At 68.9% G+C, this 20,967-nt stretch carries 18 protein-coding genes; 8 read left to right on the top strand and 10 right to left on the bottom strand.

Annotated elements, in window-relative coordinates; all coding sequences use genetic code 11:
- Positions 1–12: 12 nt before the first annotated feature.
- The 7 genes from ACIOVG_RS01935 to ACIOVG_RS01965 are packed head-to-tail and all read right to left on the bottom strand — an operon-like array spanning position 13 to position 6,453.
- Entirely contained in the window at positions 13–1,485 is a 1,473-nt protein-coding gene (locus ACIOVG_RS01935; RefSeq protein WP_400868510.1) for an NAD-dependent succinate-semialdehyde dehydrogenase, read from the bottom strand.
- Positions 1,482–2,423 (bottom strand): NAD(P)-dependent oxidoreductase, encoded by a 942-nt coding sequence (locus ACIOVG_RS01940; RefSeq protein WP_400868512.1) that lies wholly within the window; start codon positions 2,421–2,423, stop codon positions 1,482–1,484. The genes ACIOVG_RS01935 and ACIOVG_RS01940 overlap by 4 nt, the downstream gene beginning before the upstream one ends.
- A gap of 5 nt (positions 2,424–2,428) precedes the next feature.
- Positions 2,429–2,983 (bottom strand): formaldehyde-activating enzyme, encoded by a 555-nt coding sequence (gene fae, locus ACIOVG_RS01945; RefSeq protein ID WP_400868514.1) that lies wholly within the window; start codon positions 2,981–2,983, stop codon positions 2,429–2,431.
- Complete coding sequence (locus tag ACIOVG_RS01950) at positions 2,983–3,924, bottom strand: glycine betaine ABC transporter substrate-binding protein (protein ID WP_400868516.1); 942 nt, start codon at positions 3,922–3,924, stop codon at positions 2,983–2,985. Before ACIOVG_RS01950 ends, fae begins: the two co-directional genes overlap by 1 nt.
- Before the next feature lie 39 nt (positions 3,925–3,963).
- Complete coding sequence (locus tag ACIOVG_RS01955; protein WP_400868518.1) at positions 3,964–4,755, bottom strand: ABC transporter permease; 792 nt, start codon at positions 4,753–4,755, stop codon at positions 3,964–3,966.
- 2 nt (positions 4,756–4,757) lie between these two features.
- The gene (locus ACIOVG_RS01960; RefSeq protein ID WP_400868521.1) at positions 4,758–5,795 is read right to left on the bottom strand and encodes an ABC transporter ATP-binding protein; all 1,038 of its coding nucleotides are present in this window, start codon (positions 5,793–5,795) and stop codon (positions 4,758–4,760) included.
- Positions 5,788–6,453 carry an ABC transporter permease gene (locus ACIOVG_RS01965; RefSeq protein ID WP_363552374.1) on the bottom strand — a complete coding sequence of 222 codons (666 nt, stop codon included), beginning with the start codon at positions 6,451–6,453 and terminating at the stop codon, positions 5,788–5,790. The genes ACIOVG_RS01960 and ACIOVG_RS01965 overlap by 8 nt, the downstream gene beginning before the upstream one ends.
- A gap of 116 nt (positions 6,454–6,569) precedes the next feature.
- Between ACIOVG_RS01965 and ACIOVG_RS01970 the strand changes: the two genes are divergently transcribed.
- The gene (locus ACIOVG_RS01970) at positions 6,570–7,430 is read left to right on the top strand and encodes an IclR family transcriptional regulator (RefSeq protein ID WP_400868523.1); all 861 of its coding nucleotides are present in this window, start codon (positions 6,570–6,572) and stop codon (positions 7,428–7,430) included.
- A gap of 88 nt (positions 7,431–7,518) precedes the next feature.
- On the opposite strand, the gene ACIOVG_RS01975 is transcribed toward ACIOVG_RS01970, so the two are convergent.
- Positions 7,519–8,505: a LacI family DNA-binding transcriptional regulator gene (locus tag ACIOVG_RS01975; RefSeq protein ID WP_400872656.1), complete on the bottom strand. Its 987-nt coding sequence runs from the start codon at positions 8,503–8,505 to the stop codon at positions 7,519–7,521.
- Between the two features lie 159 nt (positions 8,506–8,664).
- Here ACIOVG_RS01975 and ACIOVG_RS01980 point away from each other — a divergent pair, with 159 nt between their 5' ends.
- From ACIOVG_RS01980 to ACIOVG_RS02010, 7 genes are all read left to right on the top strand, one after another.
- Positions 8,665–9,582 carry a carbohydrate ABC transporter permease gene (locus ACIOVG_RS01980; RefSeq protein ID WP_400868525.1) on the top strand — a complete coding sequence of 306 codons (918 nt, stop codon included), beginning with the start codon at positions 8,665–8,667 and terminating at the stop codon, positions 9,580–9,582.
- A 46-nt stretch (positions 9,583–9,628) separates the two neighbouring features.
- Entirely contained in the window at positions 9,629–10,474 is an 846-nt protein-coding gene (locus ACIOVG_RS01985; RefSeq protein ID WP_141873240.1) for a carbohydrate ABC transporter permease, read from the top strand.
- A gap of 59 nt (positions 10,475–10,533) precedes the next feature.
- On the top strand, positions 10,534–11,895 hold the full coding sequence (locus tag ACIOVG_RS01990) for an ABC transporter substrate-binding protein (protein WP_400868527.1): 1,362 nt from the start codon (positions 10,534–10,536) through the stop codon (positions 11,893–11,895).
- A gap of 98 nt (positions 11,896–11,993) precedes the next feature.
- The gene (locus tag ACIOVG_RS01995) at positions 11,994–13,733 is read left to right on the top strand and encodes a beta-galactosidase family protein (RefSeq protein ID WP_400868529.1); all 1,740 of its coding nucleotides are present in this window, start codon (positions 11,994–11,996) and stop codon (positions 13,731–13,733) included.
- 107 nt (positions 13,734–13,840) lie between these two features.
- The gene (locus ACIOVG_RS02000; RefSeq protein ID WP_400868531.1) at positions 13,841–15,301 is read left to right on the top strand and encodes an MFS transporter; all 1,461 of its coding nucleotides are present in this window, start codon (positions 13,841–13,843) and stop codon (positions 15,299–15,301) included.
- A gap of 147 nt (positions 15,302–15,448) precedes the next feature.
- A complete protein-coding gene (locus tag ACIOVG_RS02005) occupies positions 15,449–15,655 on the top strand; it encodes an AsnC family protein (RefSeq protein ID WP_400868533.1) in 207 nt (68 codons plus the stop codon).
- A 107-nt stretch (positions 15,656–15,762) separates the two neighbouring features.
- On the top strand, positions 15,763–17,652 hold the full coding sequence (locus ACIOVG_RS02010; protein WP_400868535.1) for an ABC transporter ATP-binding protein: 1,890 nt from the start codon (positions 15,763–15,765) through the stop codon (positions 17,650–17,652).
- A gap of 42 nt (positions 17,653–17,694) precedes the next feature.
- Here the strand turns inward: ACIOVG_RS02010 and ACIOVG_RS02015 are convergent, their stop codons facing one another.
- A complete protein-coding gene (locus ACIOVG_RS02015; protein WP_400868537.1) occupies positions 17,695–18,879 on the bottom strand; it encodes a DUF4232 domain-containing protein in 1,185 nt (394 codons plus the stop codon).
- A 149-nt stretch (positions 18,880–19,028) separates the two neighbouring features.
- Positions 19,029–20,891, bottom strand: a complete 1,863-nt coding sequence (locus ACIOVG_RS02020; protein ID WP_400868539.1) for a phosphoenolpyruvate carboxykinase (GTP) — start codon at positions 20,889–20,891, stop codon at positions 19,029–19,031.
- Positions 20,892–20,967 lie beyond the last annotated feature (76 nt).

The raw sequence follows: 20,967 nt of genomic DNA on the forward strand, positions 1-20,967 counted from the left end.
CGTGCGGAGTGATCAGGCGAGCGGGTCGGAGATGCCGATGTAGGTCGTCTCGAGGTATTCGTCGATCCCCTCGAAACCGCCCTCCCGGCCGATCCCGGACTGCTTCACGCCGCCGAACGGTGCGGCCGGGTTGGACACGAGTCCGGTGTTCAGCCCGAGCATCCCCGTCTCCAGGCGTTCCGCGAGACGCAGCGCGCGGTTGAGATCACGGGTGTAGGCGAGGCAGACGAGGCCGTACTCGCTGGCGTTCGCCAGCCGCACCGCCTCGTCCTCATCGCGGAACGTCGTGATGGGGGCGACCGGGCCGAAGATCTCCTCGCGGAGGATGCGCGCGTCCTGCGGCACGTCCACCAGCACCGTGGCCGGATAGAAGTAGCCACGGCCCGACGGCACGACGCCTCCGAGGGCGACGCGCGCTCCGTCTTCGACGGCCCCGGCCACGAGCTCGGCGACCTTGTCGCGCGTGGACTCGTCGACGAGCGGTCCCAGAGTGGTGGCGGGCTCGGTTCCGCGGTCGGTGACGTAGCCCGCCATGCGCTCGATCAGACGTGCGGCGAACTCCTCGGCGACGCTCTCGTGCACGTGGAAGCGGTTCGCCGCGACACAGGCCTCTCCGCCGTTGCGGAGCTTGGCGAGCAGCGCGCCCTCGACAGCCGCATCGAGATCGGCGTCGTCGAAGACCAGGAACGGCGCATTCCCGCCGAGCTCCATGGACACGCGGAGCACCTGGTGCGCGGCGTCGGCGATGAGGCGTCGCCCCACCTCGGTGGATCCGGTGAAGGACAGCTTGCGCAGCCGCGGGTCGGTGATGAGTGGTCCGGTCACGGCCCCGGCGCGGGTGGTGGGGATGACGTTGACGACCCCGTCCGGGACCCCGGCCTCGCGCAGCACCTCCGCGAACAGGAGCGCGGTGAGCGGGGTGAGGGCTGCGGGCTTCAGCACCGAGGTGCAGCCCGCGGCCAGAGCGGGCGCGATCTTGCGCGTCGCCATCGCCAGCGGGAAGTTCCACGGCGTGATGAGCAGGCTCGGACCGACCGGGCGCTTGGCGACGAGCAGACGGTTGCGGCCGTCCGGCGCGGTGGCGTAGCGCCCCGAGATGCGCGGCGCCTCCTCGGAGAACCAGCGGAGGAACTCGGCGCCGTACGCCACCTCTGCGCGGGACTCGGCCAGCGGCTTGCCCATCTCCAGCGTCATCACGAGCGCGAAGTCCTCGGCGCGCGCCGTCACCAGCTCGAACGCCCGGCGCAGGATCTCGCCGCGCTCACGCGGAGCGGTCGCCGCCCATGCCGACTGCGCGGCCGCGGCGGCGTCGAGGGCGGCGGCACCGTCCTCCGGCGATGCGTCGGCGACGTGCGTCAGCACCTCGCCCGTGGCGGGGTCCAGCACCGGGAACGTGGCCCCGGAGTGCGCGTCGCGCCACTGCCCCGCGATGAACAGGCCGGTGGGGAGGGAGGCGAGCAGTTCGGCCTCACGGGCGGCGCTCATGCGGCCACCTCCCGACGAAGGTCGCGTCCGAGGAGCTCTTCGTACAGCCGCACCGGAGTCATCTCCCCCGCACGATCGCCGTACTGCGCCCGTGCTCGACGGAAGATCTGCTCGACGAGCGAGGAGAGCTCGACCGGCATCCCGACCGAGCGCGCCAGGTCGACGGAGAGGCCCAGATCCTTGCAGGCCAGCGCGATCGCGAACCCCTCGTCGTAGTCCCCGTGGTCGAGGATCGAGAGCACGTCGCGCGAGACGAACGTGCTGTTGGCCGGGCTGGCGATGAGCGCGTCGCGCAGCACCCCCAGGTCCACCCCGGCGGCGACGCCGACCGACAGCACCTCGGCGGTGGCCACCAGGTGCGAGAACCAGAGCTGGTTGATCATGAGCTTCACGGCATAGCCCGCGCCGTGTCCCCCGACGTGGAGGATGCGCTCCGGGTCGCCCATCGCCTCGAAGACCGGGCGCAGGCGGGCCACATCGGCGGCGTCTCCCCCGATGAAGATCTGCAGCATGCCGGCGGCTGCGCCGACCGACATCCCGCTCACGGGAGCGTCGAGCAGGTGCAGTCCGCGCCCCGCCTGCTCGATGCGCACGGCATCGAGCACGTCGGGAACCGATGTCGACATGTCGACCCAGGTGCCGCCGTCCGGTAGCCCGGCGACGAGGCCGTCTGCCCCTGCCGCGACAGCGGCGACGTGCTTCGGCGTCGGCAGCATGGTGATGACCAGGTCGCTCGTGCCGGCCACCTCGCGCGGCGTCTCGGCCCACCGGGCGCCGCCGGCGATGAGCTCTGCTGCCGACTCGCGGCGGAGATCGGTGACGACGAGGGGGAAGCCTGCGGCCTGCAGGTTCCTCGTCATGCCGGATCCCATGTTGCCGAGTCCGATGAACCCGACGGTGGGCAGTGCCTCGGCGAGCGGAGGCGTGGGGGAACTCATGGGTCTTACGTGTCCTTCGTGGTGGGGAGAGGGTTGCTGGAGAGAGGGCTTCTGGAGAGAGGGGTGAAGAAGGGATTGGTGGGGCGTTCGCGGGCAGCGAGCACCTCGTCGATGGCGGGCAACGATGCTGCCCCGTTCGCGAGCGCCGTGCGCGTCGCCTCACGGTTGTTGCGGTAGACCGTCTCCGCGTCGTCGGCTGCCGGATTGACCCACACCGCGGCGATCACCGCGTGGGTGTCTGCGGCCTCGCGCGGGATGACGCCGTCGGCGACGGCATCCGCGACGCCGGCGGCGACCCCGGCCTGCGCGGGTCCCCAGATGAGGAGCCCGTGCTCGTCACCGGCGGGCGCGGCCTTGGTGACGAACAGCGTCATCGGCTTGACCGGCAGCGAGGGGCGCAGCACGGCGACGAACGGCACGTGGCCCTGGCTGGGGGTGGCGAGGGCGGTGGCCCACGCCGTCCCCGCCGGCCCGTCGCGGTGTCCGAGGACGGTGTTGATGTGCGCGGCGTTGACGCCGTCGCCGACGAAGCTCTCGCCGAGCTGCACCGCGGCGGTCATCAGATGAGCCCCTGGTCCTCGAGCCACTCGATCGCGACGTCTTCGGGGTCTTCACCGTCGACGTCGACCTTCGCGTTGAGGGTCTGCATGACCTCGGTCGTGAGCAGCGGGCTGAGCTCGGCCAGCACATCGGCGATCGCGGGGTTCTCGTCGAGCGTGCTCTGCTTGAGCGTGAAGCCGCCCTGGTAGCTCGGGAAGAACTCCTTGTCGTCCTCCATCACGACCAGGTCGAGCGCGGGGATGCGGCCGTCGGTCTGGAACACCTCGCCGAAGTTGCAGTCGTCGCCCTTCTGGGTCGCGGTGTAGATCACCCCCGTGTCGAGCATCGTGACGTTGGCCGCGGGCGCGTCGAACCCGTAGGCCGCGGACAGTCCCGGCCATCCGTCGTCACGCGTCGAGAACTCGCTCTCGATGCAGAACGTCTGGTCGGCGCTGGGGAGCTTCGCGACATCGCTGAGCGTCTTCACACCGAGTTCCTCGGCTTCGCTCCGGCGGATGGCGAACGCGTAGGTGTTGTTGAACGGCGCGGGATCGAGCCAGGCGATGCCGTTCTCGGCGTCGGCCTCCTTCACCGCCTGGAACTGCGCCTCGGCCCCCTGCACCGGCGTGGTGTTGCCGTTGTAGGTGATCCAGGACGTGCCGGTGTACTCCCAGTAGCCCAGGAACTGGTCGTTCTCGAGCGCCTGACGCACGTTCGCCGAGCCGACCAGCTTGGTGTTCGCCTCGACGTCGGCGCCGTGGGCGTTGAGCAGCTCGGCGGTCATGTAGGCGAGGATGTACTGCTCGGAGAAGTCCTTGGAGCCGATCTCGCCGGTGAGACCTTCGAGCTCGTCGCCCTTCGCCCCGGAGCCGCCGGCACCGCCGGAGGTGCAGCCGGTGAGGAGGAGTGCTCCGGCGGCGAGTGCCGCGAGTGTTGCTGTTGCGATGGTGCGCGATGTCATTGCAGGTTCCTTTCGGGAGGGAGTGCGAGGGTCGATGATTCAGAGGCCTTTGGGGCGGACGATGTCTTCCACGACGCTGGCCGCCCAGTCGATGAGCACCGCGATCGCGGCGACGAGGACCGCTCCGACGATGAGGACCGGGTAGCGCTGCAGCTTCAGACCGTTGATGATCATGTCGCCGAGGCCGCCGGCGTTGATGAAGGTCGCCACGGTCGCCACGCCGACGGCGAAGACGAGTGCGGTGCGGAGTCCGGCGAGGATCACGGGCGAGGCGAGCGGCAGCTCGACCCGGCGCAGCACCTGGCCGGACGTCATCCCCATGCCCCGCGCGGATTCCCGGATGTTCGGGTCGACCTGGGCGAGGCCCGCGATCGTGTTCTGGAGCACCGGGAGGAAGGAGTAGATGACGAGCGCGACGAGCGCCGTCGTGAAGCCGGTCTGCCAGAGGATCGCGAGGAGGATCACGACGCCGATGGCCGGCGTCGCCTGCCCGATGTTCGCGATGCCGATCACGATTCCGCGGAAGACGCGTGACGAGGAGCGGCTGACCGCGATGCCGGCCGGGATCGCCAGCACGGCCACCAGGATCGATGCCGTGATCGACAGGATCAGATGCTCGCCGATGCGTGCCGTGATGTAGTCGGCGTTGAGCGTTCGCTGCTCGATCGAGTCGAGCTCGAGTGTCGAGATCCAGAGGAAGGTGATCAGCAGCACCACCGCCACGACGATCAGCGGCATCATGCGCCGCAGCAGCACGGGCATGCCGCGTCGCTCCGCCGGCTGCGTCTGCAGGACCGTCGTCGCGGAGGGCACGAGGTCGGGCGATTGCATGGTCACTCGCTCTCCGTGCGGCGCGCGGGTGCGCCTGCTCCGAGTGCGGCGGAGATCGCCGCCTGATCGATCGAACCGACCACGACTCCCCCGCGCGTCACGTTGATGCGCGGGGCCCCGGTGAGGACCAGGAGGTCGAGCGCTTCGCGCAGCGAGGTCTCCTCGTCGATCGTGGCCGCAGGAGCGCTGGAGTCGGGCGAGCCCACCGTCGCCCCGCTGACGGGGATGAGGGCGAGCCGCTTCAGCGCCGCGCCCTCGCCGATGAACGATCGCACGTACTCGTTGGCCGGGTTCGCGAGGATGCGCGCCGGGGTGTCGAACTGCTCGATCCGGCTGCGCTCGCTCAGCACCGCGATGCGATCGCCCATCCGGATGGCCTCTTCGAAGTCGTGCGTGACGAAGATGATCGTCTTGCCGATGTCGGCCTGCAGCCGGAGGAACTCCGCCTGCAGCTTCTCGCGCGTGATCGGGTCGGTCGCGCCGAACGGCTCGTCCATGAGCATCACGGGCGGGTCGGCCGCGAGTGCTCTGGCGACGCCGACCCGCTGCTGCTGTCCGCCGGAGAGCTGGCGCGGGTAGCGGTCGGCGAAGACACCGGGATCGAGCTGCACGGTGTTCAGCAGTTCCTCGACACGGGCCGCGGTGCGCGCCTTCGACCAGCCGAGCAGCTTGGGGACGACGGCGATGTTCTCGGCGATCGTGAAGTGCGGGAACAGCCCGATCTGCTGGATCACGTAGCCGATGTGGCGGCGCAGCTCGTTGCCGTCGAGTGACAGGACGTCATCGCCGTTGATGCGGATGGATCCGGACGACGGCTCGATGATGCGGTTGATCATCTTCATCGTGGTGGTCTTGCCGCAGCCGCTGGGGCCGACGAACATGACCAGCTCGCCCGGCTCGATGCGCATCGAGAAGTCCTCGACGGCGGGGGTCGACTGCCCCGGGTACTGCTTGGTGATGCGATCGAGGACGATGTCGACGCCGCCCTGCTGCGAGGCGAGAGAGGTGAGAACGCCGGTGTTCGTGGTGATGTCAGGCACGGAGACCCCTTGAGGTGGTGAGGCGGGCGATGAGCACGAGGATGCCGTCGAGGACGAGCGCGAGGATGATCACGGCGACGGTGCCGGTGAGCGCGTAGTTGAGGGCGTTCTTCGACCCCAGGGAGGACAGGCCCTTGAAGATGTACTCGCCGAGACCGGGGCCCGCGACGTAGGCCGCGATGGCCGCGATGCCGACCGTGAGCTGCGCGGCCACGCGGATACCGGTCATGATCACGGGCCAGGCGATCGGCAGCTGCACGGTGAACAGCACCCGCGCGGGGCTGAGTCCCATCCCCCGTGCGGATTCCAGCACCGAGACCGGTACTTCGCGGAGCCCGACGACCGTGTTGCGAACGACAGGGAGCAGGGAATAGAACACGAGCGCGACCACGGTCGGCAGCCATCCGAGGCCGAGGACCGGGCTGAGCAGGGCGAGGAGCGCGAGGGACGGGATCGTGATCGCGACGGCGGCGGCGGTCAGCACCGTCGTCCGGGCGATGCGTCGGTTTCGGACGAGGATGCCCAGTCCGATCCCGATGGCGGCGGCCAGCGCGACGGAGATGAGCACGACGACGAGGTGATCACGGGTCAGTTCGAGGATGTCGTCTGCGCGACGTGTGAGGAAGACCATGAGGTCTTCCCAGTTGAATCCGGTCAAGAGGGCTCCTGTCTCGTCGTTGAGGCCGGTACCGGGATGTCATTTACCGTAGCCGGTGTATCCATTTCGTCAAAGGGTGTTGTGACTATGGCAACGATCCGAGATAGACTCGTCCCGTGAACACCACGACGACACCCTCGGCTCCGCGCCGGAACTCCTCCGGTCTGGGGCGCGACATCGAGATCCTCGAGCTGCTCGGCACCGACGAGGCGCTCCGATCGGGAGGGCTCGGCGTCTCCCAGGTCGCGCAGTCGACCGGGCGCGACAAGGCGGTGGTGTCACGCACGTTGGCGACGCTCGCCGAGAGCGGCCTTGTCGAACGCGACGAGGACACCCTGCGCTATCTGCTGGGACCGCGGCTGTACGCGCTCGCCGCCCACACCGCCAGCACCACGCTGGTGCACGCCTCGCGCAGCATCCTGCGCCGGTTGGTGCAGTCGACGAGGGAGACCAGCCACCTCTGCGTGCTGCGCGGCGGCAACGTGCTCACGTTGCTGAGCGAGCTCAGCCCCCACGATGTGCGGACCACCGGATGGGCCGGCACCACCACCGCCGCGTGGCGCACCCCCTCCGGCCGCGCCCTGCTGAGCGATTGGGATGAGGAGTCCCTCGCCCGGTGGTACGAGGACCACGGACAGGACCAGCCGCTGGTCGGCCGGTTCGACCAGGCCGATCCCTCAGTGTTCCCGGTGCTCGACGCCCCGCCCCCCGGCAACGCCCCCGTCACCGATCTCGACAGCCTCCTCACCGAGCTCGCCCGCATCCGCGAACAGGGCTATGCGCTCTCCGACGAGGAGCTGGAGTTCGGCGTCGTCGCCGCGTCGGCGCCGATCACGGACTTCACGGGGCGCATCGTCGCGGCCGTGAACGTCAGCGCGCCCAAGGCGCGCATCGGGCACCGCCTCGATGCCCTCGGCGTGTTCGTGTCACGCGCCGCGCGCGAGCTCTCGTCACGACTCGGCGCCACCGGCGCCTAGTGCGGGAGGAGTTCACCGTCTCGGGAGGAGGAATCGCGCCTGGTTCTCCTCCCCACGGGGAGTTCTCCTCCGGAACGAGCGCGCCGGCTCAGCGCTGTCGCGGCGGCGCCGTGCTCGCGCGCACGATGAGCTCGGTGCCCACCAGCGGCGTCTGCAAGCGCTCCCCCTGGTCCAGTTCGGCGACCAGGGCATCCACCGCGAACGCGCCGACCCGCTCGGGGTGCTGCTGCACGGTGGTCAGCGGCGGCCAGAGCTGCGCCGCATCGGGCAGACCGTCGAAGCCGACGATGCTCACGTCATCCGGCACCGCGCGTCCGACCTCGCGGAAGGCCCGCAGCACGCCGATCGCCATCTGGTCGTTGGCGACGAAGACCGCGGTCACCCCGTCGATCTCGCGGAGAGCAACGCCGGCCTCGTATCCGGAGGAGGCGCTCCAGTCGCCGGGAAGAGGCTCGGGGACGCGTCGCCCTGCAGCCTCGAGCGTCGACTGCCACGCCTCGCGGCGGCGCTCAGCCGAGTACGACTGGGCGGGTCCCGTCACGTGCCACACGGTCTCATGCCCGAGGTCGAGCAGGTGCTCGGTCGCCAGACGAGCACCCTGCGCCTGATCCGTGTCGACGAAGGGATGCTCGGCCGTCCGGTTCGAGTCGACGAACACGACCGGGAGACCGCTGGGGATCTCGATGTCGGCCTCGTCGAGCTGATGCGCCTCGATCACGATGATGATGCCGTCGACCGCGTGCTCTTCGAGCCGGCGGAACGCCCCCACCACGGTGTCCTTGGCGCTGGACTCCACCGGGATGAGGGTGAGGGCGTAGCCGAGCTGCGCCGCGCGCACGGCGATCGCGTCGAGCGTGCGCTGGTTGCCGTACGAGCTGAACGAGAACATCACGACGCCGAAGGTGCGGAATCGGCCGGAGCGCAGCGCCCTGGCCGCGCTGTTGGGGCGGTAGCCGAGGCGGTGCATGGCCTCTTCGACGCGTTCCCTGGTGGCGGCGCCGACGTAGCCGCGGGCGTTCACGACGCGCGACACGGTCTGGCCGGATACCCCGGCCTCGCGGGCGACATCCTCCATCGAGGGCTCTCTGCGGCGCTGCGACTGCTCTGTCGAAGGTTCCAAGGTCACGGGTCATCATCCATTCATGTGTTGACGTTGACACACTAGCAGCGGATCGAATATGTTGACGTAGACACACGGCGCAGTGAGCGCCTGGACTTGGAGAAGGTCTCGTCGATGACGACTGAAATCATTGCGGCCCCCGGCGCTGCCGGCATCCGCCGCCGCGAGAAGCGCGACTGGAGAGGATGGGCCTTCGTCGGCCCGTTCATGATCGTGTTCGCGCTGGTGTTCCTGACGCCGCTCGCCTACGCGCTGTACCTGAGCTTCTTCCAGGAGAAGCTCATCGGCGGCACCTCGTTCGTCGGCTTCGACAACTACGTCCGCGCGCTCGGCGACTCGCAGTTCTGGGAGGCGTTCGGCCGCGTGATCCTGTTCCTGGTCGTCCAGGTCCCGATCATGCTCGCTCTCGCCCTGGGGGCCGCGCTCGCCCTCGACAGCGCTCGCCTGCGGGGAGCCTCGTTCTTCCGCATCCTGATCTTCCTGCCCTACGCCGTGCCGGCCGTCGTGGCCGTGCTGATGTGGGGCTACATCTACGGCGACCAGTTCGGGCTCACCTCGAACATCAACGACTTCCTCGGCAGCGACTTCTTCACCCCGTTCGCCAAGGAGTGGATCCTGGTCTCGATCGGAAACATCGTGACGTGGCAGTTCGTCGGCTACAACATGCTGATCTTCTACTCCTCGCTCAAGACGATCCCCACCGACATGTACGAGGCCGCCTCGCTCGACGGTGCCGGCGCGTGGCGCACGATCTTCTCGATCAAGATCCCCTCGGTGCGCGGCGCCCTCGTCATCGCGACGATCTTCTCGATCATCGGCAGCTTCCAGCTCTTCAACGAGCCCAACATCCTGCGTCCGCTGGCCCCCAACGTGATCACCACGTACTTCACGCCCAACATGTACGCCTACAACCTCTCGTTCGCGGGACAACAGTTCAACTACGCCGCGACGATCGCCATCATCATGGGCATCATCACGGCCGTGATCGCCTACGTCGTGCAACTGCGCGGCTCGAAGTCGGAGGTGCGCTGAGATGGCACTCCCCCTTGCCCGCACCTCGCACCGCCGCAACGACCCGATGAACCCGCGGTCGTCCAAGACGCTGCTGATCGTCATGGTCGTCTACGCCCTGTACACGCTCGTGCCGCTGGTCTGGCTGCTGTTCAGCTCGACCAAGACGCAGTCAGGACTGTTCAGCTCATTCGGCCTGTGGTTCGCCGACGACTTCGCGTTCTTCGACAACCTCGCGGCGACCTTCGCCTACCGCGACGGCATCTTCCTGCGCTGGCTGGGCAACACCCTGCTCTACGTGGTGGTCGGCGCCGGCGGCGCGACGCTGCTGGCGACCATGGCCGGGTACGGCCTGGCGAAGTACCGCTTCCCCGGTCGCCCCGCGGTGTTCGCGATCGTGCTCGGCGCGGTCGCCGTGCCCGGAACGGCCCTCGCGGTCCCCACGTTCCTGCTGTTCAGTGAGCTCGGACTCACGAACACTCCGTGGGCGGTCATCATCCCGTCGCTGATCAGCCCGTTCGGCCTCTACCTGATCTGGGTGTTCGCCACCGAGTCCGTGCCCACCGAGCTGCTGGAGGCCGCGCGCATCGACGGCGCCGGAGAGTTCCGCACGTTCTTCACGATCTCGATGCGCCTGCTCGCACCCGGCATCGTGACGGTCGCGCTGTTCACCGTGGTCGCGACCTGGAACAACTACTTCCTGCCGCTGATCATGCTCTCCGACCCGGCGTGGTATCCGCTGACGGTCGGCCTGAACCAGTGGAGCTCGCAGGCCATCGGCGCAGGCTCCCAGCCGATCTACAACCTCGTGATCATGGGCTCGCTGCTCACGATCATCCCGATCGTCATCGCCTTCCTGCTGCTCCAGCGGTTCTGGCAGTCAGGTCTCACAGCGGGAAGCGTCAAGCAGTAGTCGCCCCCGTTCCACCCCCGTCGGTCCGATGCTGGACCGCACCCCGAAAGGACACAGCAATGAAGCACATCCCTCACCCCGCTGCGCGCCGCACCCTGACGGTGCTCGCAGCCGGAACCGTCGCCGCGCTCGCGCTGGCCGGCTGCAGCACCGGAACCACCGACGGCGGCGGCAGCGCCGGAGCCGGCGACGGGTCGTTCGACTCGGTCCAGGCCGCGCTCGAGAAGGGCGGCGAGATCACGTACTGGTCGTGGACCCCCTCCGCCGAGGCCCAGGCCGAGGCGTTCATGAAGGAATACTCGAACGTCAAGGTCAACGTCGTCAACGCGGGAACCAACAACGACGAGTACACCAAGCTGCAGAACGCGATCAAGGCGGGCTCGGGCGCTCCCGACGTCGTGCAGATCGAGTACTACGCCTTCCCGCAGTTCTCCCTGACTGACGCGTTCGTCGACCTGTCGCAGTACGGCTTCGCAGACTTCGAAGACGACTACACCGCCTCGACCTGGAACTCCGTCACCGACGGCGACGCCATCTACGGCCTCCCCCAGGATTCGGGCCCCATGGCGCTGTTCTACAACAAGGCCGTCTTCGACGCCGCGGGCCTCGACGTGCCGACCACGTGGGACGAGTACTACGAGGCTGCCAAGGCCATCCACGCCGCGAACCCCTCCGCCTACATCACCAACGACACCGGTGACGCCGGATTCGCCACGTCGATGATCTGGCAGGCCGGCGGAAAGCCGTTCAGCACCTCGGGCACCGATGTCACCATCGACCTGCAGGACGAGGGCTCGAAGAAGTGGACCGAGAACTGGAACCGCCTCGTCGAGGAGGACCTGGTCGCACCGGTCAGCAGCTGGAGCGACGAGTGGTTCCGCGCCCTCGGCGACGGCAGCATCGCGACCCTCGTGATCGGCGCCTGGATGCCCGGCAACCTGATCTCCGGCGCCCCCGACGGAGCCGGCGACTGGCGCGTCGCGCCGATGCCGACCTACGACGGCTCCCCCGCCAGCGCCGAGAACGGCGGCGGCGGCCAGGCCGTGACCACGCAGAGCAAGAACCCGGAGCTGTCGGCCGGGTTCCTGTGGTGGCTGAATAACTCCGAGGACAGCATCTCGCTGTTCCTGGAGAGCGGCGGATTCCCGTCGACCACCGCTGAGCTCGCGAGCGACGACTTCCTCGCCGACGCGCCCGAGTACTTCGGCGGACAGAAGATCAACGAGGTCCTCGCGGCCGCTGCCGGCGACGTCGTCGAAGGCTGGAGCTACCTGCCCTACCAGGTCTACGGCAACAGCATCTTCGGAGACACCGTGGGCCAGGCCTACCAGAACGGCACCGACCTGAACGACGGCCTCACCGCCTGGCAGGACGCGCTGGTCGAGTACGGCAACGCCCAGGGCTTCGCCGTCAACAAGTAACACCGATGGCCGGGTCGGGCCCTTCGACAAGCTCAGGGACCCACTTCCAGAGCTCAGGACCCGACTCGGCCACTCCCTATCGAAAGCACCCCACAGACGTGACCTCGTTCTCCATCGGCGACACCGACTTCCTCCGCGACGGACAGCCGCACCAGGTGATCTCCGGCGCCCTCCACTACTTCCGCGTGCACCCGGACCAGTGGCAGGACCGCATCCGCAAGGCGCGCCTGATGGGGCTCAACACGATCGAGACCTACGTCGCCTGGAACGCGCACGAGCCGCGCCGCGGCGAGTGGGACGCGACCGGATGGAACGACCTGGGACGCTTCCTCGACCTGGTGCACGCCGAGGGCCTCGACGCGATCGTGCGCCCGGGCCCCTACATCTGCGCCGAATGGCACAACGGCGGGCTGCCGAACTGGCTCACCGCCGGCGAGCGCTCGCTGCGTTCCTCCGACCCGGAGTTCCTGGTCGATATCAGCGCCTACCTGCGTCGCGTGTACGAGATCGTCGCGCCGCGGCAGGTCGACCGCGGCGGGCCCGTGGTGCTCGTGCAGATCGAGAACGAGTACGGCGCCTACGGCTCCGACAAGGCGTACCTCGAGGCGCTGGTGGCGCTCACCAGGGACGCCGGGATCACGGTACCGCTCACCACTGTCGACCAGCCCGTCGACCAGATGCTCGCCGACGGCAGCCTCCCGGAGCTCCACAAGACCGGCTCCTTCGGCTCCCGCACTGCGGAACGGCTGGCGACGCTGCGCGCCCACCAGCCCACCGGCCCGCTCATGTGCTCGGAGTTCTGGGACGGCTGGTTCGACTGGTGGGGCGGCGTGCACCACACCACAGAGGTCGATGCCGCTGCCGCCGACCTCGACGCGCTGCTGTCGGCGGGCGCATCGGTGAACATCTACATGTTCCACGGCGGTACGAACTTCGGGCTCACGAACGGCGCGAACCACAAGGGCCGCTACCTCCCGATCGTCACGTCCTACGACTACGACGCCCCGCTGGACGAGGCAGGGAACCCCACCGCGAAGTTCTTCGCCTTCCGCGACGTGATCGCCAAGTACGCGCCGGTTCCCGAGGAGCTGCCGACCGCGGCCAGCCCGTCGCCGACCCTGACCGTGCCGCTGGCCCCGGTGGGCGCGTGGACGGATGCCCCCGCCGCGGATGCGGCGGCCGACACCCCGGCGACCTTCGACGCGCTGGGCCACCTCAGCGCGCTCGTGCGCTACGACGTCGAGCTGCCGCCGACCGACAGCCCCGGTCTGCTGTCGCTCGAGGAGGCGCGCGACCTCGCCTGGGTGCAGGTCGACGGCCAGCCGATCGGCACGCTCTCGCGCACACGCCACGACCGCACGCTGCGCATCCCGGCCGGCCGCACCCTCAGCATCCTGGTCGAGGACCAGGGCCGCGTGAACTACGACCACCGCCTGGGCGAGGAGAAGGGCCTGATCGGCACCCCCACGCTCGACGGCGCTCCCCTCCTGGGCTGGCGCTCGACTCCGCTGGACGTCGCCGAGATCGCGGCGGCTGTCGCGGCGCGCACGGACGCCGTGGAGGCAGGACCGGGACCGAGCGCCTGGACCGCAGACATCCCGCTCGCCGCCCCGAGCGACCTGTTCCTCGACACCGCGGCCTGGAGCAAGGGCTATGCGTTCATGAACGGCTTCTTCCTGGGGCGGTACTGGCGCAACGGCCCTCAGCGCACGCTCTTCGTGCCGTCTCCGGCGACGCGAGCGGGCGACAACCGCCTCGTGGTGCTGGAGCTCGAGAATCTGCTCGCGGCACACGCGGAGCTCGTTCCCGGGCTGCTGCTCGGCGACACCGAGGAGTAGCCCCGCTTCCTCCGGGCCTCCGGTCGCCAACCGCCACCCAGGCAATACTCAGGAAGGCGTAAACTCGCCCGAGTGCCCGGCGCCAGGGCACTGAACGGAGACGCATCTTGAGTACGACCACTGCGCCGGCGAATCCTCGCTCGCGCGTCATCACCGCCAGCCTCGTCGGCACGACGATCGAGTTCTACGACTTCTACGCCTATGCCACGGCCGCGGTCCTCGTGTTCCCCGTGCTGTTCTTCCCCACCGGCAACGACACCACCTCGCTGCTCGCCTCGTTCGGCGTCTTCGGTGCGGCGATGGTAGCCCGCCCGATCGGCGCCGTCGTCTTCGGACACTTCGGCGACAAGTACGGGCGCAAGGCGACGCTCGTCGCCTCACTACTGACCATGGGCATCGCGACCTTCCTGATCGGCATCCTGCCCACGTATCAGCAGATCAACTGGTGGGCCGCTCTCCTGCTGCTGATCCTGCGCCTGGCCCAGGGCTTCGCGCTCGGCGGCGAGTGGTCGGGCGCGGCGCTGGTCGCCACCGAGAACGCCCCGAAGGGCAAGCGCGCCTGGTACGGCACCTTCCCGCAGCTGGGCGCTCCGCTCGGCTTCATCATCGCGAACTTCCTGTTCCTCGGCATCAACTGGCTGCTGCCGCACTCCGACGACCCCGCCCTCAAGTCCGAGGCGTTCCTGTCGTGGGGCTGGCGCATCCCGTTCCTGTTCTCCGCCGTGATGGTCATCATCGGCCTGTGGGTACGACTCAAGCTGGTCGAGTCCGACACGTTCAAGAAGGCCGAGAAGAAGGGCACGATCCGCAAACTGCCGATCGCGACGGTCTTCCGCCACCACTGGAAGCAGCTCATCCTCGGCACGTTCATCATGCTCGCCACCTACGTGCTGTTCTACCTGATGACGAACTTCACGCTCGCCTACGGCACCAAGGCGGCATCGCTCGAGACCGCCTCGGCCGCCGCACAAGCCGCAGCGGAGGCGGCAGGCAAGGACTTCGACCCCGCCGCCTTCGCCGCACAGTTCTACCCCGGTCTCGGCTTCGGCTACACGGACTTCGTGCTCATGCAGATCATCGGCGTGGTGTTCTTCGGCATCTTCACGCTGCTCTCCGGCCCGATCGCCGACAAGGTCGGACGCCGAAAGCTGCTGCTGTGGGTCACCGGGCTCATCATCGTGTTCGGCCTGACGTTCAACGCGTTCCTGCTCCCCACGGTCGACCCGAAGTTCAGCGGAGCGCTCGTGCAGGCCTTCCTGGTGTTCGGCTTCATGCTCATGGGAGCGACGTTCGGCCCCATGGGCGCGCTGCTTCCCGAGCTGTTCCCGACCAACGTGCGCTACTCGGGCTCGGCGATCTCGTACAACGTGTCGTCGATCCTCGGCGCGGCCGTCGCGCCCCTGATCGCCGTGCAGCTGTGGCAGTGGGGCGGCGGGGCACCGTGGCTCGTCGGCCTGTACCTCTCGGGGATGGGTGTGCTCACGTTCGTAGCTCTCCTGCTCTCGCCGGAGACGAAGGACAGCGACTACGAGGAGGATCTCGGCGTCGCCGCGCCCGCACAGCCGTAGTTCCCGGCCGCGCCGGTCGCAGAGAGGCACCCCCGTCTTCGGATGAGGGTGCCTTCTCGCGACCGGAGCCGCGAGAGCGGATGCCGGAGCGTCAATCCGTGTTGACGACAAGCGACCGTCAATGTATGTTGACGGGTGGAGGTCATCATGAACGTGCGCACCGCATCCGCCGTCGATCCGGAAGGCGAGCCGATCGCTGAGCTGTCGAGACTCGCCGGCCTACGAGTCGACATCGCCCGCGCCGAGGAGGTGCAGGTGCGACGAGCTCGCACCGCCGGATACTCGTGGCAGACGATCGCCAGCGCCCTCGGCGTGTCGAAGCAGGCCGCGCACCGCAGATTCGGCCGCCACTGATCCCGGCTTCCCCCAGCACTCCGTGCGTCTCGACAGCCCTGATGGGAACCGGGACCCGCGGCAGGAAGTACGGTCGTAGTACGCCCTTTTCCAGAACGAGGTCTTCCATGTCCCGCACGGCGACTCCCCGCCGACGCGGACGCGGCGCGCAGCACGACGGTCCGCGCGCCACGTTCCGCCAGCTCCTCCCGTTCCTCTTCGAGCACAAGCGCACGCTGGTGGTCGTTGCCGTGCTCAGCGTCATCGGAGCGGCGACCTCTCTCGTGCAGCCGCTGCTGGTCGGGCAGGTCATCGAGGCCGTGCAATCGGAGAAGACCATCGGGATCCTGGTCTGGCTCCTGGTCGCTTTCGTGATCGCGTCGTCGATCATCTCCGGTTTCCAGCACTACCTGCTGCAGCGCACCGGCACCGCCGTGGTGTACTCCAGCCGCCGCAAGCTCATCGCCCGCATCCTGCACCTGCCCACCTCGGAGTTCGATGCCCGCCGCACCGGCGACCTCGTCTCGCGCGTCGGCACCGACACGACACTCCTCTACGCCGTGCTCACACAGGGGCTCGCGGATGCCGTGGGCAACGTCGTGCTCTTCCTCGGCGCGCTCATCGCCATGCTGGTGATCGACCCGGTTCTGCTGCTGCTGATCGTGCTCGTGATCGGCGTCTCGGTCGTCGTGGTCGTGGCGTTGAGCGGGCGCATCCGCACGGCATCGACGGAGCAGCAGGAGAAGGTCGGCCAACTGGCCTCCGGCGTCGAGCGCGCCGTCGGCTCGATCCGCACGATACGCGCCTCCGGTGCCACCGAGCGCGAGACCGTCGCCGTCTCGCAGCTCGCGTCCGACGCCTACGGCATCGGGGTGCGCATCGCGAAGATCTCGTCTCTCGTCGTGCCGATCGCCGGCATCGCCCTGCAGCTCTCGCTGCTGGTGGTGCTGGGCGTCGGCGGCTTCCGCGTCGCGGCCGGCACGATCACGATCGCATCGCTGATCGCGTTCATCATGTTCCTGTTCCTGCTCGTGATGCCCCTCGCCTCCACGTTCGGAGCCATCACCTCAGTGAACCAGGCGCTCGGCGCGCTGGGCCGCATCCAGGAAGTGCTGGACCTGCCGACCGAGACGCAGGACGACGAGAAGATCGCCGCCGCCGTGACCCGCGACGAGCCGGACCCGCAGTCTCCCGCACTCGAGTTCCGCGACGTGCACTTCCGGTACCCGGAGAACGTCGTGGTCGCTCGGCGCGCGGCCGCGAAGGAGGCGCAGGAGGTCCTCGCCGACGCCCACCTGGATCGCGCGGAGACCGACGTCGCCGCTCCTGTCACCTCGCACGAGGTGCTGCGCGGAGTGTCGTTCGCCGTGCCGCGCGGTGCCCGCGTGGCTCTGGTCGGGCCGAGCGGCGCAGGCAAGAGCACGATCCTCTCGCTCGTGGAACGCTTCTACGACCCCACCGGCGGCTCGATCCGCCTGTACGGCCACGACTCCCGCACCTACACGCGCCAGGAGCTGCGGGCCCAGTTCGGCTACGTCGAGCAGGATGCGCCGACCCTCGCCGGCACGCTGGCCGACAATCTGCGCCTCGCCGCCCCCGACGCCTCCGACGCCGAGTGCGAGCAGGTGCTGCGGGCGGTGAACCTCGGTGACGTGCTCGAGCGCAGTCCGCTCGGGCTCGGCGCCCCGGTCGGCGAGGACGGCGTGATGCTCTCCGGTGGCGAGCGCCAGCGCCTGGCGATCGCCCGTGCGCTGCTCACGGACGCTCCGATCCTGCTGTTGGACGAGTCGACCTCGTCGCTCGACGGCGTGAACGAGCAGCGCATGCGCGAGGCGATCGACGCGGTCTCCACCGATCGCACGCTCGTGGTGATCGCGCACCGGCTCTCGACCGTCGTCGACAGCGACCTGATCGTCGTGCTGCAGGACGGCGCAGTGGTCGGGCAGGGAACCCACTCCGAGCTCGTCGAGTCGACACCGCTGTACCGCGACCTCGCCCGCCATCAGCTCCTGGCATGAGGCTCACCCTGAGCCGTCAGCCGGCGCCATCAGCCTGAGTAGTCATCCTGCGGGAGGCACCGCCGGCTGCCACGCCGTCACGTGCACGGTCGCACCGGGGATGAGGTCCAGCGGCATCTCCCAGGAGAGGCGCTCCTCCCCAGGTGCCACGGCGACCCAGATGCTGCGCGCGGCGAGCTGTCCCTGCACCGAGTTCGCATCCCAGCCGATCACGGCGGTGGCCGAATCCCCCGGCTGCAGTGTGATCGACGAGGGTCCGGGGTCCTCCGCCATGAACGAGCGACCGTGCTCGACGCTCACATCGAGCAGATGCCCGTTCTGGTCTCCGTAGGCGACATCCGGGTACCCGTCCAGAATGCACGGCTCCTCGGCCAGGTTCACGAGCTGCAGCAGCTGACCCCGGTGTCCGGTCGCGCCGTCCGGCGGCGGGGTCATGATCGTCGTGCTGTCAGCCGTACACGCTCCGTCGTCCGTCGCGCCGTCTGACGGACCCGCGGTCGGTACCGGCTCGCCCTCCGCGGACGGATCAGGGGCGGCTGCGCCGCTCGGATCGGCCTCCGCCTCAGCCGTCGCCTGCTCCTGGCGCAGCTGGGCCTGTGTCGCATCGTCGCCGGCCTGCGCCGCCACCGGAATGAGGATCAGGGCGATCGCCGCGATCAGCCCCACGATGAGGTCCGGGGCTTTCGCACCGGGCCCGTGCGTCGGCGCCGCATCCGTCTCGGGCGCACGTCCTGAACGCGCGCTCACGAGTGCCGGGATCCATCCCACCACCACCGCCCACCACGTCGTCTCGGAGGCGGCTCCGATCGTGCCGATGACCCCGCCGATCCCGAAGTCGCCGATACCGGTGACGACGTTGCCGAGATCCAGAGCGGCACCGATCGCGAAGGCGACCAGGATCGCCGCGAGCCAGCCGGCCGCGAATCCGGCCCTACCCCGGGAGAGGCGAACGATCAGAACTGCGAAACCGGTCACGAGCACGACCGCCATCAGCAGCTGCACGAGGACCGCCCACAGGAGGGGGTTTCCGAACACGCCACGGGTCATGGGCGATGGCACGAGTCGAGCCAGCGTCGCCAGGCTCCCGCCGGCATGGGTGAGGAAGTACGGCACCCAGCCGCACAGGAACCACAGCACGGCGAGCACCGCACCGCCGATCAGACCTTGCCTCATCGCACCGTGACGCATCGCGTTCCCCCCGGACAGCACCGCAGACGCGCGGATCATCCGACCCTATCGGTGCGATTCCGGTCTGCGGATCAGGGGAACGCGAAGGCGGGATGCCGGAGACCACTCAGCCATGGGTTCGTCTCTGACATCCCACCTTCGCGGGTGTGAAGGCACCGGCTCCCCCGAGCCGGTGCCAGTCTGGGGAGCTACGCCTTGTCGAGGCGGTAGCGCAGCGACGCGAGCTCGGCGCGCAGAGCGGCCGGCACCTTGTCGCCGAAGGTGTCGTAGAACTCCTCGGTCAGATCGGCCTCGGTCTTCCACGCCTCTGCGTCGACGGAGAAGAGCTCCTCGAGGTCGGCGGCGGGGATGTCGAGTCCCTCGAGGTTGAGGTCCTCCGGGCGAGGCAGGCGACCGATCGGGCTGTCGACCGCGGGCACGTCGCCGGCGATGCGGCGGATGATCCAGTCGACGACGCGCGAGTTGTCGCCGAATCCGGGCCACAGGAACCGGCCGTCGGCACCACGGCGGAACCAGTTCACCTGGAAGATGCGCGGCGCGCGGTCGAAGCGCAGCCCCCGGCCGACCTTCAGCCAGTGACCGAAGTAGTCCGCCATGTTGTAGCCGCAGAACGGAAGCATGGCGAAGGGATCGCGGCGCAGCTCGCCGAGCGTTCCCTCAGCCGCCGCCGTGCGCTCGGACGAGATGTTCGAGCCCAGGAAGACGCCGTGGGTCCAGTCGGTCGCCTCGACCACGAGCGGCACGTTGCTGGCACGGCGTCCGCCGAAGAGGATGACGTCGAGCGGAACCGCCTGCTCCCAGTCCTCGGAGATCTGCGGGCACTGTGCCGCCGCCACGGTGAAACGCGAGTTCGGGTGCGCGGCCGGGCGTCCGGAGTCGGGCGTCCAGTCGTTGCCCTCCCAGTCGATCAGGTGCGCGGGCGCCTGCTCGGTGAGGCCCTCCCACCACACGTCGCCGTCGGGGCGGAGCGCGACGTTGGTGAAGATCGTGTTACCCCAGAGCGTCTCGACCGCGGTGACGTTGGTGGACTCCCCCGTGCCGGGGGCGACACCGAAGAAGCCGGCCTCGGGGTTGATCGCCCACATGCGACCGTCCTCACCCGGACGGATCCAGGCGATGTCGTCTCCGAGGGTCTCGACCCTCCAACCGGGGATCGTCGGGCGCAGCATCGCGAGGTTGGTCTTGCCGCAGGCCGAAGGGAACGCGGCGGCCACGTGGTAGGCCTTGCCCTGCGGGTCGATCACCCGGATGAGCAGCATGTGCTCGGCGAGCCATCCCTCGTCGCGGGCGATCACCGAGGCGATGCGCAGCGCGAAGCACTTCTTCGCGAGGATCGCGTTGCCGCCGTAGCCGGAGCCGAAGGAGTAGACCTCGAGCGTCTCGGGGAAGTGCACGATGTACTTCTCGTCGTTGCACGGCCACTCGACGTCCTGCTCGCCCTCCGCGAGCGGAGCACCGACGCTGTGGACCGTCTTCACCCACGGAGCGCCCTCTGCGATGCGGCGCGTGACGGCATCGCCCACACGGGTCATGATGCCGATCGAAGCGACGGCGTAGGCGCTGTCGGTGACCTGCACGCCGATGTGCGAGAGCGGACCGCCGACCGGGCCCATCGAGAACGGCACGACGTACATCGTGCGTCCTTGCATCGAGCCCTCGAAGATCTCGGTCATCGTGGCGCGCATCTCGGCCGGGGCCGCCCAGTTGTTGGTGGGGCCGGCGTCCTCTTCGCGCTCGGAGGCGATGTAGGTGCGGCCCTCGGTGCGGGCGACGTCGCTGGGGTGCGAACGGGCGAGGTAGGAGCCGGGGCGCCACTCGGGGTTGAGCTTGATGAGCTTTCCCTCATCGACCAGACCGCGCAGCAGCCAATCGTTCTCGGCGCGCGAGCCGTCGACCCAGTGCACGGAGTCCGGCTGGGTGAGCGCACGGATCTCCTCGACCCAGGCGGCCAGCTCGGCCATCGCGGGGGTGTCGTAGCTCGGCGCAGCACCGAACGTACGCGCGGCGGCGACGGGGGATGTGCGAGGGGCGAAGACTTCAGCGATGGCCATGACAGCTCCTTTGATGAGTGGGGCGTTGCATCCATCTTCTTCCGCCTTACGCGGGTCTTTCGGACAATATGGGCGA

Source organism: Microbacterium sp. NPDC087591, from assembly GCF_044743625.1.
Classification (GTDB): domain Bacteria; phylum Actinomycetota; class Actinomycetes; order Actinomycetales; family Microbacteriaceae; genus Microbacterium.